This is a genomic window from Candidatus Thiothrix sulfatifontis, assembly GCA_022828425.1.
GTDB lineage: Bacteria > Pseudomonadota > Gammaproteobacteria > Thiotrichales > Thiotrichaceae > Thiothrix > Thiothrix sulfatifontis.
The window spans coordinates 2,427,578-2,439,658 of record CP094685.1; the positions used below are offsets into that span (position 1 = coordinate 2,427,578).

At 53.6% G+C, this 12,081-nt stretch carries 12 protein-coding genes; 7 read left to right on the top strand and 5 right to left on the bottom strand.

Annotated elements, in window-relative coordinates; genetic code table 11:
- The first annotated feature begins 20 nt into the window (after positions 1-20).
- From L3K52_12150 to L3K52_12160, 3 genes are all read left to right on the top strand, one after another.
- Positions 21-1,016, top strand: a complete 996-nt coding sequence (locus tag L3K52_12150; GenBank protein UOG90948.1) for an IS30 family transposase — start codon at positions 21-23, stop codon at positions 1,014-1,016.
- A gap of 109 nt (positions 1,017-1,125) precedes the next feature.
- Positions 1,126-1,260 carry a heavy metal-binding domain-containing protein gene (locus L3K52_12155; protein UOG90949.1) on the top strand — a complete coding sequence of 45 codons (135 nt, stop codon included), beginning with the start codon at positions 1,126-1,128 and terminating at the stop codon, positions 1,258-1,260.
- The gene (locus L3K52_12160) at positions 1,257-2,702 is read left to right on the top strand and encodes an FAD-binding oxidoreductase (GenBank protein UOG90950.1); all 1,446 of its coding nucleotides are present in this window, start codon (positions 1,257-1,259) and stop codon (positions 2,700-2,702) included. The genes L3K52_12155 and L3K52_12160 overlap by 4 nt, the downstream gene beginning before the upstream one ends.
- On the opposite strand, the gene L3K52_12165 is transcribed toward L3K52_12160, so the two are convergent.
- Positions 2,692-3,276 carry a hypothetical protein gene (locus L3K52_12165; GenBank protein ID UOG90951.1) on the bottom strand — a complete coding sequence of 195 codons (585 nt, stop codon included), beginning with the start codon at positions 3,274-3,276 and terminating at the stop codon, positions 2,692-2,694. The genes L3K52_12160 and L3K52_12165 overlap by 11 nt on opposite strands.
- A gap of 181 nt (positions 3,277-3,457) precedes the next feature.
- Positions 3,458-4,942, bottom strand: coding sequence for a DegQ family serine endoprotease (locus L3K52_12170; GenBank protein UOG90952.1), 1,485 nt, complete (start codon positions 4,940-4,942; stop codon positions 3,458-3,460).
- Between the two features lie 127 nt (positions 4,943-5,069).
- Here L3K52_12170 and L3K52_12175 point away from each other — a divergent pair, with 127 nt between their 5' ends.
- Both L3K52_12175 and L3K52_12180 read left to right on the top strand, forming a co-directional pair.
- On the top strand, positions 5,070-5,753 hold the full coding sequence (locus L3K52_12175; GenBank protein UOG94004.1) for a response regulator transcription factor: 684 nt from the start codon (positions 5,070-5,072) through the stop codon (positions 5,751-5,753).
- On the top strand, positions 5,734-7,101 hold the full coding sequence (locus L3K52_12180) for a HAMP domain-containing histidine kinase (protein UOG90953.1): 1,368 nt from the start codon (positions 5,734-5,736) through the stop codon (positions 7,099-7,101). The genes L3K52_12175 and L3K52_12180 overlap by 20 nt, the downstream gene beginning before the upstream one ends.
- Here the strand turns inward: L3K52_12180 and L3K52_12185 are convergent.
- Positions 7,079-7,513: a hypothetical protein gene (locus tag L3K52_12185; GenBank protein ID UOG90954.1), complete on the bottom strand. Its 435-nt coding sequence runs from the start codon at positions 7,511-7,513 to the stop codon at positions 7,079-7,081. The two genes, L3K52_12180 and L3K52_12185, sit on opposite strands and share 23 nt — an antisense overlap.
- Before the next feature lie 88 nt (positions 7,514-7,601).
- Between L3K52_12185 and L3K52_12190 the strand changes: the two genes are divergently transcribed.
- Together L3K52_12190 and L3K52_12195 are read left to right on the top strand one after the other, a co-directional pair.
- Positions 7,602-7,892 carry a DUF333 domain-containing protein gene (locus L3K52_12190; protein UOG90955.1) on the top strand — a complete coding sequence of 97 codons (291 nt, stop codon included), beginning with the start codon at positions 7,602-7,604 and terminating at the stop codon, positions 7,890-7,892.
- Between the two features lie 81 nt (positions 7,893-7,973).
- Positions 7,974-10,292 (top strand): hypothetical protein, encoded by a 2,319-nt coding sequence (locus L3K52_12195; GenBank protein UOG90956.1) that lies wholly within the window; start codon positions 7,974-7,976, stop codon positions 10,290-10,292.
- Between the two features lie 20 nt (positions 10,293-10,312).
- Here the strand turns inward: L3K52_12195 and modC are convergent, their stop codons facing one another.
- Entirely contained in the window at positions 10,313-11,404 is a 1,092-nt protein-coding gene (modC, locus tag L3K52_12200; protein UOG90957.1) for a molybdenum ABC transporter ATP-binding protein, read from the bottom strand.
- Positions 11,401-12,081, bottom strand: a complete 681-nt coding sequence (gene modB, locus L3K52_12205; GenBank protein UOG90958.1) for a molybdate ABC transporter permease subunit — start codon at positions 12,079-12,081, stop codon at positions 11,401-11,403. The genes modC and modB overlap by 4 nt, the downstream gene beginning before the upstream one ends.

Sequence of the window (12,081 nt, forward strand, 5' to 3'; positions counted from 1 at the left end):
ACCACTAACGGGAGAGCCTTATGGCATACGGACATCTTACCTCTGAAGAGAGGCATTATATCGAAACACGGCACAAGATGGAGGATTCCACCACGGCAATAGCGTTAGCACTGGGACGCAGCCAATCGACGATTAGTCGTGAACTGGGTCGTAACCGAGGTCAACGTGGCTACCGTCACAAGCAAGCGCACAACAATGCTCAGTGCCGCCATGCAGAGAAGCCGAAAGCGGTCAAGTTAACCCCGGCACTGACGCTCAGCATTGATAGCCTGCTGGAACAGCAATGGAGTCCTGAACAGATCAGCGGCAGACTAAAAGGAGAAGGCAAGGTGTGTGTTTGCCATGAAGCCATTTACCAGCATGTCCTGAAGGACAAGCGTGCGGGCGGCAAGCTGTACCTGAACCTGCGCCGCCATGCGAAGACCTACCGTAAGCGTTATGGCAGCACCACGGGCAGTGTCAAAGGCATCCCCAACCGGGTGGACATTGACGAACGCCCAGAGGTGGTCAATCAGCGTGAACGGCTAGGCGACTGGGAAGCGGACACCATGATTGGCAAGGGACACCAAGGCGCATTAGTGACACTGGACGAACGCAAATCCAAGCTACGTCTGGCGTTCCCAGTAGCGAACAAGACTGCTGAAGCGGTGACGTGCAGCATTATCACCTTGCTGTCCGGCTTCAAGGAGTGGGTACACACGCTCACCTTCGATAACGGCAAAGAGTTTGCCAAACATGAGCAAGTTGCCCAAGCCATTGGGTGCAAAACGTATTTCGCCAAGCCCTACCATTCGTGGGAGCGCGGGCAAAATGAGAACGCCAATGGGCTGTTACGCCAATACTTCCCCAAAGCAATGGGATTGTTGGACGTGACGACTCGACAGGTGTTGGAGGCTGTACATAAACTCAACAACAGACCAAGGAAATGTCTGGGGTTCAAGACACCTTACGAGGTGTTCCGCGAGCTATCCGGCATGGATGCTGAAAAGTTGGTGGGTTATGCACTTATTACTTGAATTCACCTGTTTCATTTTACTAACGCATCGCCTTATGTAGCAACCTTACCCCATCCAACAATTGTTGTATCATCTCCGCAAAGAATCGCTGCAAAACAGGAGCACACCCATGATCCAATCCACCACCCACAGCATCGAAGGCAAACGCATCACCCAATACCACGGCGTCGTCACCGGCGAAGCCATCCTAAGCGGTGGCATGTTAATGGTCACGGTCAGCGGCACAGCGGTAAACGTCCAATGAACCCACCAGCCACCACCAACCCCAGCCGTCGCCGCTTCCTACGCAATGCCTTAACACTTGCCGCCAGCAGCATCCCCGCTTTTTACTTTCCACTGACCGCCACCGCAGATAGCAACGCCCCCGCATCCAACGCCAACGTGCGTTTTTTATTACGCAATGACGCCGATTACGCCAAACACCGCCAGATTTTCAACAAACGTATTACCGCGATGCCCAAAATCATTGCGGTGTGTACCAATGAAAAAGGCGTGCAAGCCGCGATTGCTTACGCGCAACAGGCCAAATTACCCATCGCCGTTAAAAGTGGCGGACACAGTTTTGAAGGTTTTTCCACCAATGACGGCGGCTTAATGCTCGATTTGTCGGGCATGAACAAGCCGAAGTACGATAAAATCACCAAGCGTTTAACCATTCAACCGGGCGCAAAACTGGGTAAGGTGTATGAATATTTGCACCAATACGGACGTATGATTCCTGCCGGTTCTTGTGCGGGCGTTGGCGTAGCGGGGCTAACGCTAGGTGGCGGCTATGGCTTTTTTGCACGGCAATTGGGGTTAACCTGCGACAGCTTGCAGCGGGTACGCATGGTGGATGGCAAAGGCAAACTCCACGATTCCAGCACCAATCCCGAACTGTTATGGGCCTGCAAAGGCGGCGGTAATGGCAATTTCGGCATTATTACCGAGTTGGAGTTTAAGACCCACCCTGCCCCGACCCATTTCAGCAGCCACCGTTACAAATACCGCAATTTGACACCCGCGAGCGCTACGCAATTGGCGGAACGCTGGTTTGAATGGATGAAAACCTTACCCAACACCGCCTATTCCTCATGGGTATTGAATGGCAAGCACGTTACCGTCATCGTGACCGATACCAGCAGCACCCCATCAGCCGCATTGAAAGCCATTCTCGCCAAACTCAAAGCGGGCGCAACCGAAGTCATGACACCCCGCAAGGATGCGTTTCTACGCGGTATCCAGCGCTACAAAGGCGGGGTTGAACCGATGTATTTTAAGAATGTTTCCGCTGGCTATTACAACGGGTTCAGTGACATAAAAGCGTTGTTACCCACGATTTGCCAGCAAATTGGCGCTGCCAAACTCACCACTATTTTGCAAATCAACACCTTGGGCGGCGCGATTAATAACCCCGCGTTGGAAGCGACGGCGGCTTACCCCCACCGCGCCTTCGGCTACCTCGGTGAATTGCAAACCTATTACGACAAAGCCACGCAAACCAAACAGGCAGAGCAGATTGTGCGCGATATTCAAGGAAAGCTAACGGCAAGCGGGATTAAAGCGCATTACCGCAATTACCCGGATGCCGAATTGCCTAACTGGGAAACCGCGTATTACGGCAAGTCCTACCCGCGCTTGCAGGCATTAAAGCGCCAATTCGACCCGGATAACCTGATTCGCCACCCGCAAAGCGTCAAACTTTGAGGATGTCGGCCAATTGCCAGATACACGCATCGGCATTGCGTTGCTGAATTTCCATCCGCAAGCCGTTTTCTTGTGCCGCTAACAATCCTTCCAGCAAACGGATATGGCGCACGCGCAATTTGAGCAAGTCCATGCTTTGCGTCATCGGGGATAACAACTCTTCGGCTTCACTAATATTGTCGTAAACATGCCGCCGGACTTGTTCGGCATACGCGATAATGCTACCGCAGTCGTCGTATTGCGCGGCAACCTTGCTGGTGTGCAGGCCGTGGCTATCCGCATCGTCTTCCATACGCGGGTCACGTTTGCTGAGTGCGGAAAGTTCACGGATTTGCTGGCGAATGGCGGCAAGTTCATGACGATTGTCGTGGATGGTTTGCCTATTGGTGTCGAGTTGCGTCAGCAGTTGTTGGTAAACACTCAAGGAAGACGCTAACACCACACCGTTTGCGGGAGTCGGGGGAGCAGGCGGCGGTTCAGAGACCACTTCAGTCACTTCTGTTTCCGGCATTTCTGTTTCTGGCGCAGCAGGTTCTGCAACGGGTGCGGTATAGGCTTCGCTATCATCAGACATTGGGAAACTCCTCAGTGATTAATTCCACCATGGTCTTGGATTCGAGTGCCATTGTCTGTATCGGGGTTTATAGACCCCCGTGATCTTCAGATAATCGGCAAGCTGATAAAAAAATCCCCGCCAAGGTGCGTATCCATTGACGGGGAAAGTGCTTGGAGTGTGCCAAGTTTAGTGAAGTGTCTTAAGGTTTATTGACCGCAATAAAGCGCGATTGTTCACCCTGCATAATCAACATCGCAATCGGTTTGCCACTAGGGGCAGCTTGCACCGCTGTTTTCAAATCCGCCGCCGAGTTCACGGGCTGATTGTTGACCGAAACAATCACATCCCCCACGGTTAAACCGGCTTGCTCAGCGGGGCCATCGGCTAAGACTTGTTCGACCACCACGCCGTTATCCAGCTTGCGGGATTTCAATTCATCACTGCTTAAAGTCGCGACGCCCAGCCCTAACATGCCGCTTTCGCCTTGAGTTTTCGCGATCGGCGAGGCTGCTTCTTTGTCATCGCCGAGTTTAGCAATCGTGACATTCAAGGTTTTCTCTACCCCTGCTCGCAACAGCTTGAGCGGAACTTGCGCCCCCACCGGGGTATTGCCGACCAGCAAAGGCAAATCGGAGGAAGATCGTACCTTGCCATCCCCAAAACCGACGATAACGTCACCCGCCAGTACGCCCGCTTCAGCGGCGGGGCTACCGAGCTGAACATTGGAAACGAGTGCGCCATCCGGCTGATTCAAATTGAAAGAGCTGGCTAAATCTTGGCTCATGTCTTGAATCGCCACGCCTAACCAACCCCGGTCAACTTTGCCTTTGCTCTTGAGTTGCTCGATAACGGTTTTTGCCACGTTTACCGGAATTGCAAACGAAATTCCCATGTAGCCACCGCTACGGCTGTAAATTTGCGAATTGACCCCGACCACGCGCCCGCTCAAATCAAACAGCGGGCCGCCGGAATTACCGGGATTCACCGCCACATCGGTTTGAATGAACGGTACATACGTGCCGTCGGGCAAGCTCCGTGACAAGGCGCTGACAATGCCTTGGGTTGCAGTCAAATCCAAGCCAAACGGCGCACCAATCGCGACTACCCACTGCCCGACTTCCAAACCGTTGGAATCGCCGAGTTGCACGGTCGGCAAGTTTTCAGCCTTAACTTTGAGCACCGCAATGTCACTGAGGGTATCAACGCCAATGACTTCAGCAGGCAAATCACGGCGATCATTCAACCCCACCGTAATGGATTTGGCGTCTTCCACGACGTGCGCATTGGTAACGACATAGCCATCCGCTGAAATAATAAACCCTGACCCGGACGCTCTGGCACGACCTGATTCTGGCTCGTCATCACCTTCGGGTAAGCCTCGGAAAAAGCGTTCCAGTTCCGGTGGTAAGCCTTCTAAACCGCTATTGCGCTTAGAGGATGCTGACGCTTCCACGCTGATATTGACCACGGCGGGGCTATTTTGTTTGATCAAGGTGGTCAATTCCGGCAACGCACCCCCAGTCGAGGCGGCGGCTGGCGCGGCAATCAGAGGAGCGGCGGCTGGGGCTTGCTGCAAAGGAAACGTAGTAGCCGTTTCCGCCAATACCGGCAACATGCTACCCAACACCAATGCTGAACTCATCAGCAAACCTGCGCCTAATACCCGCTGCTTACGTGTGAACATGAATCGCTTACTCCTGCAATATTCTGTGTATAGCCAATATAGTGACAGCACGAACATTACCAAGGGTTTGCGGGAAAGTTACGGAATTGTCATGTTTAGATTTCGGGAAGTGTTTTATGCTTGTTCGATGAATATCCTAATCGTTGAAGATGATCGCCAAACCGCCAGTTTTATCCAAAAAGGCTTGACGGAAAGTGGCTACATTGTTGATCACGCTGCTGATGGCGAGGATGGCCTGCACCTTGCCCTGCAAGGCAACTACGACGTGTTGATTGTCGATCGAATGTTGCCCAAACGCGATGGTCTTTCCTTGATCCAAATCCTGCGTGCGCAAGGAATGCAAACGCCCGTGCTCATCTTGAGTGCCTTAGGCGATGTCGATCACCGCGTCGAAGGCTTGCGTGCCGGTGGCGATGATTATTTGGTGAAACCTTACGCTTTCAGCGAATTGCTGGCACGTTTGCAGGCGTTATTGCGCCGTACCCAACCCGCGCAGGAATACACCACGCTGAGGGTACGCGATTTGGAAATGGACTTGCTCAAACGCCGCGTTACCCGTGGCGGCACGGTCATTCCGCTGCAACCGCGCGAGTTCAACCTGCTCGAATACCTGATGCGTCACGCCGGGCAAGTCGTCACCCGCACCATGTTGCTGGAAAAAGTCTGGGATTACCATTTCGACCCGCAGACCAATGTCATCGACGTACATATTAGCCGGTTGCGCGGCAAAATAGACAAGGATTTTGACACACCATTGCTACACACCATTCGGGGTGCGGGGTATTTATTGCATGACCCGCAATCTGCTTAACACCTCGGTTTTCCGGCTATCATTGGTGTACGCCTTGCTGTTTAGCACCGTGGCAGCGGGCGGACTGGGCTACATTTACTGGATGGCAAAAGGGCAAATGGAGCAGCAAACCGATGCCCGCTTGCAGCTCGAAACCGATGCCTTGCTCAATTTATACCGCAGCCTTGCCGTCGAAGGTTTGACCGGCGCAATCACCATGCGCAACAGTGAAAACGGCTCACGTTATTTGATTTCGCGGCTGATTCACCGCAGCCAACAGGATTTGACGCGCGACCTCAAGTTTAATCAAGACACCCAACGTTCCAAACAGATTGTTGCCAGCTTACCGTTCAGTTTGATTACCGGCGAAAAGCGCCATTCTGAGCCTGCACGCATGATGCTGACACTGTTACCGGGGGGCTATCAACTCTTGGTGGTGACCGATCTTAAAGAACAACACACCCTGCAAGACCGTTTGCTGCAAACCGTTTTAGCGGCGATTGGCATTATTGTGGCATTAGCCTTGGCGGGCGGCATCTTCATGAGCCATAACGTGCAACGCCGTATTAATGCAGTCAGCCGCACCGCCAATGATATTATGAGCGGCGACTTGGGGCGGCGAATGCCAGTCACCGGGCGCAATGACGAATTCGATAGCCTCGGTCATGTCCTCAACACCATGCTGACACGTATCGAACACCTGATGCAAAGTATGCGCGATGTCACCGACAACCTCGCACACGATTTACGCAACCCGCTCAATCGCTTGCGGAACCGTTTGGAAACCAGCCAATTTCAGCCATCCAAACCCACCGATTACCCACAGTTGATCCAAGACACCATTGTCGAAGTTGACGAACTGATTAAAACGTTCAACGCGCTGTTGAGCATTGCGCAAATCGAATCCAGCGCTCAACGCCAAGACTGGGCAGAAGTCGATCTAACGCTACTGATCGAAGAACTCGCCGACCTCTACACCGCCGTGGCAGAAGAGCAAAACCTCACCCTGAGCTATCACGCGGCCACCGGCTTACAGATACACGGCAATCGCCAATTGTTAGCGCAAGCCATCACCAATTTATTGGATAATGCGGTGAAATACACCCCAGCCGGTGGTGAAATCCACCTAGCCGCGACGCAACAGATGGGTAATATTACGATTACGGTGGCCGATAACGGGCCGGGCATTCCTGAAGCACAACGCGAACAAGTCTTCAAACGTTTCACCCGCTTGGATAATGCCCGCAGCACGCCCGGCAACGGGCTAGGGTTAAGTCTGGTGAAAGCCGTGGCAGAATTGCACAATGCCACCGTGCAATTGCACGACAATCACCCCGGCCTGAAAGCTAGTATCCTGATTTCTCGTTGATTTGCTCGACCGCTTTCTGACCAATTGCTTTGGCAGTATTAGCGGTAGCAAGGTTGATGGCTTGCACCAAATCACCGGCAGGAATCGCCATGCCGTTGATCATCATTTCCGTTGGGGTATTGGCGTATTCACCCATGGCATTGCGGTAATCCATATCCGGGCTGCTCAGGCCATAAATGCACACCGCTTGTGACACCTCATTACCCGGCTGCCCTTCCAGCACGAATTCCAAGGTGACTTGTAACTGCACGCCGGTTTGTTCGGTTTGCTGCTCACTGTGCCACACCACGCCCTTATCACCGGCTAACGCGACCGTGACAGCCTTACAAGTTTTAAGCGGTGAATCCAAATTATGCCCGCCCGTACAAGCACTTAAAATTCCAGTGACAGCGACGATTATCCATTTGCGCATTTTTTAACTCCCGTGTTGCACTGCTTTATGCCGGAAACCCGACAATGCGTTATCATCAGCTTTTTAAAATCCAATGAGAACAGAAAACATGTACGAAGTGAAGTTGAGAGTGGGCTTTATCATCAGCCTGATGCTAACACTCTACGCCTGTAGCAGCGCTCCAGCGCCCATGAACGTTACACCGCAAGCGGCACGAGCCGCCAACCCTGCGTCACTTAATTGCTTGCAAAATCACGGCAAATTAGAAACACACCGCACCCCAGAAGGCGACAGAACCGACTGCTTACTACCCAGCGGTAAACGTTGCGACGAGTGGGAAATGTTCCGGGGCAATTGCCCGACCCGTACCGTTAACGCCAATGGTATTTTTAGCTTCTAATCGGGAATTTTGCGCCATAATCGGCATCTAATTATCGCAAGCTGATAAAAACCTGAGAAGAACTCAACACAAGGCCACTTTATGAACACCAGAATTAACTGGGCTAACACACTGCCGACCCGCTTCACGGGTTTGCTCATCGCTATGTTGTTGCTACTGGCGGGTTGCGGCAGCGGCACTGAAAGTGAGCCCCCCACTGCGGCAGTTGCCAGCAGCGGGCGCTTAGTCTTGCTCGACCCCACCCGCAACAACGCCGAGACGCCCATTAGTGGTTTGCAATACCTCAATGCGGGCAATGTCAGTGGTGCGGATGGCGGTTTCAGCGCCCCCTCCAGCAACCTATCCTTGCACTTAGGCAGCACCACGCAACTGCCCGTACTCGGCAAAACCAGCTTAACGCAACACGACATGGCAGCCGCCGTATGCAGTGGCAATGCCGATCTCAGCGCTTGCACTTACCATGCGCGTAAAAATCTGGAACGCTTTTTCCTCAGCCTCGACAGCGATCGCAACGCCAGCAACGGCATTCAACTGGGCGCAAACGCCAACAGCCTGAATTTGGCGTGGAACGTTTCGCTCGATCAATTTGAAAACGTGTTAGCCCAACAACTCGCCATCTACGGGCAAGCACCCGCCGCCTTGTTCCAACCGTCGTTAGGCATCAATAGCGAAGCACCGCAAGCCGAACAAAACAGCATCTCGTCCCCCGTACCCTTTGCCGACATTTTCCGCGTTGCACGCCCATTGCGTGAATATTCGTGTAAAGACGTCGCTTATGATGAAAACGGCTGGGCAACCACGCCACCCAGCGCCACTTGCATTATTCGCACCTTCTTGCTGGATAGCGCCGTGCAAGGCCAAGTTCCTAATGGACGTTACACCGTGTTATACGAGGGCACCGGCGAGCTGAAATATTTCGGTTACGCCAAACGGGTGAACAGCACACCAGGGCGCGATGAAATCGACGTGACCCTACCGGTCAAATTGGATAGTGTCGCCACTAATAACCGTATCGAGATAAGAATCACCAGCGGTACGGTCAAAAATATCCGCATTGTCATGCCCGGTGGCATTTGTGAAGGCCAGCCCTTCACGCGCGTCGATGGCGCGGCAAATTGCCCTGCTGGGCAATACCGCAGCTTTGAAGACACCTTGCGGGCTGATCGCAATGCGATTGTTTTCAACCCCAGTTATTTGAATTTCCTCAAAGACTTCCGCGTGGTGCGCATGATGAACCTGATGGAAGCCAGCCCCAGCTACCTCACCTGTGCGCAAACCGAACCCGGCAAACCCAACAGTTTCATCCGCGATGCCGATGGCAATCTGATCTTCGACCAAACTTGCTTGGTGCAAGAATTCCGCTGGGAGCAGCGCAGCAAACTCGCTGATGCCGTTTGGGGCGCGTCCGGCAATATCGCGCGTCTGGAACGTTACGGGCGCGGCGTGCCGATTGAAGTGCAAGTCGAACTCGCCAACCAATTAAACGCGCACCCGTGGTTCAATATTCCGCACAATGCCTCCGAAACGTACATCAGGGAATTTGCCCGCTACGTCGAAGCGCACCTCAACACCGGGTTAAAAGCCCATGTCGAATACAGCAATGAAACTTGGAATGGCATTTTCTGGGCGTATTACTACGTGCTCAAAAAAGGCGAAGATCTGAGCAGCCCCACCGATGAACGGGAATGGAACTGGCGTGGGGTTTATTACTATACCAAACAAGCCAGCAAAGTCTTTCAAATCTGGGAAGATGAATTTGGTGGCACGCAACGCCTCGTGCGCCTGTTGGGGACATACCAGAATGACGCGAACCGCACCGAAAGCATGTTGGCCTACAGCGATACGCGCCAGTACGTGGATGCGATTGCCACCGGCGGCTATTTTTACGCATGTTGGCGCAATGACGATGCCAAACTGCCTGCCTGCAATGACCGCAACAAAATCCCCAAACCGCTGGTGAATGCTACGTCTGTTGATGATATTTTTGCCGCGATGGATAACATCAACGACCCGTTCGGGCTGGAAGGTCTTAAAAACCAGTTTGCCAAGCAAGCAGCCGTCGCACAAAAGTATGGCAAAGCCTTGTACGCTTACGAAGGCGGGCAGCACCTAACGATTGGCGGTGAAATCGCCGCTGAGCGCCGACAAAACATGGTTGACTTGCTCCACGCCGCCAACCGTGACCCGCGCATGGGCGAACGTTATCAACGGCTGTTGAAAATGTGGAAAGCAGCGGGTGGACAGACGTTTATGCTGTTTAGCGTGCCGCACACCTTCAGTCAATACGGCAGTTTCGGCATTAAAGAAAGCCTGAATCAACCACGTAGCAGTGCGCCCAAATACGATGCCGCCATGAAATTTCAGGAGAGTCAGGGTAAATGTTGGTGGAGCGGGTGTTAATCGGCGGGTGACGCGGGCGCTCACACAATCGCGGTGGCCTTGATCTGCGCAAACACCGCCATTCCCACCTTCAACCCCAGTTGCACCGCTGATTTCTGGGTAATGTGTGCCAGCAATGGCACGCCACCCAGGTTCAAACGCACCATCACCTGCCCCGCCACGGGTTGCGCCATGCCGGTAATACTGGCGGGCAACACGTTAAGGATGCTGGTTTGCGCCGGTTGTTGCAGCGTCAAACTGACATCGCGGGCATCAATGCGCAAGCGCAACGGTGTACCCACGGCGGTTGCCTGCTGGTAAGGCAAGCTGATCACGCCCCCCGCAAAACCGACGTGACTGAGGTGAAATTCCGGCTCATGATCCCACACTTTCACCTGCAACACGCTGGAGGCTTCTTTGCCTTGCGCCATCGGCGAATCCAGCCGCGTCAACACCTCCGCCAATGCGCCCGAAGCCACCACCTTGCCCGCTTCCAGCACCACCAGATGGTCGGCAAGCTGGGTCACTTCCTGCGGCGAATGCGTTACGTACAAAATCGGAATGTCGAGTTCGCGGTGCAAGCGTTCCAGAAACGGCAGAATTTCCTGCTTGCGCTTGAGGTCGAGCGCAGCAAGTGGTTCATCCATCAGCAACACTTGCGGCTTGAGGGCAAGGGCGCGGGCAATGCCGACCCGCTGGCGTTCACCGCCGGAGAGTTGCGCGGGGATTTTGTCCAGCAAATGTTCAATCCCCAACATCTCCACAATCGCTGCCAATTCGGCATCATTGGCGGATTGCGCGGCACGTTTGCGCCCATAATCAATGTTCTTGCGAGCGGTCAGATGCGGAAACAGGCTGGCCTCCTGAAACACGTACCCCAATGGGCGTTGGTGCGTCGGCAAAAACACGCCCTTCGCGCTGTCTTGCCACACCTGCCCGCGCACTTGCAGGAAACCACTGTCCGGGCGTTGCAACCCGGCAATGCAGCGCAGCAAGGTGGTTTTGCCAGAGCCGGAATGCCCGAACAATGCGGTTACGCCCCGCCCCGGCAATTGCAAATCGGTTTCCAACTGGAAGCCACTGAAAGCCAGTTGGAAACGCGCGTGTAGGTTGTCGTGCGGTGTATTACTCATATTTTTGACATCCTGATTCCACGGTTAAGCGTATACATCAACAACAACACGATGAAGGAAAACACCACCATGCCGCCTGCCAGCCAATGCGCTTGCGCGTATTCCATCGACTCCACATGGTCATAAATCTGTACTGATACCACGCGGGTTTTGTCGGGAATATTGCCACCAATCATTAACACCACACCGAATTCGCCCACGGTATGCGCAAATCCCAGAATACAAGCGGTGAGAAAACCGGGTCGCGCCATCGGTAATGCCACGCTGAAAAACGCATCTAACGGTTTTGCCCGCAGCGTGCTTGCCGCCTCCATCAGCCGCATATCCAGCGTTTCAAACGCATTCTGGATGGGTTGCACCACAAACGGCAACGAATAGAACACCGAAGCCACCAGCAAGCCAGTAAAAGTAAACGGTAATGTCCCCAACCCCAAAGCACTGGTCAACTGCCCAATCGGGCCTTTTGGCCCCATTGTGATCAGCAGGTAAAAACCCAGCACGGTAGGCGGCAATACAATCGGTAAAGCCACCACCGCACTCAAAGGGGCTTTCCACCAGCGGCGGGTACGCGCCAGATGCCATGCCAACGGCGTACCAATCAGCAACAGAATCAGGGTCGTGAGGCTGGCAAGTTTGAAGGTCAGCCAAACGGCTGACCAATCGCTGGGGGATAGCAT

Coding starts and splice junctions, on each gene's coding strand:
- modC (UOG90957.1), bottom strand. CDS start 11,404: ATGAGTAATACACCGCACGACAACCTACACGCGCGTTTCCAACTGGCT.
- L3K52_12190 (UOG90955.1), top strand. CDS start 7,602: ATGTACGAAGTGAAGTTGAGAGTGGGCTTTATCATCAGCCTGATGCTA.
- L3K52_12150 (UOG90948.1), top strand. CDS start 21: ATGGCATACGGACATCTTACCTCTGAAGAGAGGCATTATATCGAAACA.
- L3K52_12180 (UOG90953.1), top strand. CDS start 5,734: ATGACCCGCAATCTGCTTAACACCTCGGTTTTCCGGCTATCATTGGTG.
- modB (UOG90958.1), bottom strand. CDS start 12,081: ATGCTATCCCCCAGCGATTGGTCAGCCGTTTGGCTGACCTTCAAACTT.
- L3K52_12155 (UOG90949.1), top strand. CDS start 1,126: ATGATCCAATCCACCACCCACAGCATCGAAGGCAAACGCATCACCCAA.
- L3K52_12170 (UOG90952.1), bottom strand. CDS start 4,942: ATGTTCACACGTAAGCAGCGGGTATTAGGCGCAGGTTTGCTGATGAGT.
- L3K52_12165 (UOG90951.1), bottom strand. CDS start 3,276: ATGTCTGATGATAGCGAAGCCTATACCGCACCCGTTGCAGAACCTGCT.
- L3K52_12195 (UOG90956.1), top strand. CDS start 7,974: ATGAACACCAGAATTAACTGGGCTAACACACTGCCGACCCGCTTCACG.
- L3K52_12175 (UOG94004.1), top strand. CDS start 5,070: ATGAATATCCTAATCGTTGAAGATGATCGCCAAACCGCCAGTTTTATC.
- L3K52_12160 (UOG90950.1), top strand. CDS start 1,257: ATGAACCCACCAGCCACCACCAACCCCAGCCGTCGCCGCTTCCTACGC.
- L3K52_12185 (UOG90954.1), bottom strand. CDS start 7,513: ATGCGCAAATGGATAATCGTCGCTGTCACTGGAATTTTAAGTGCTTGT.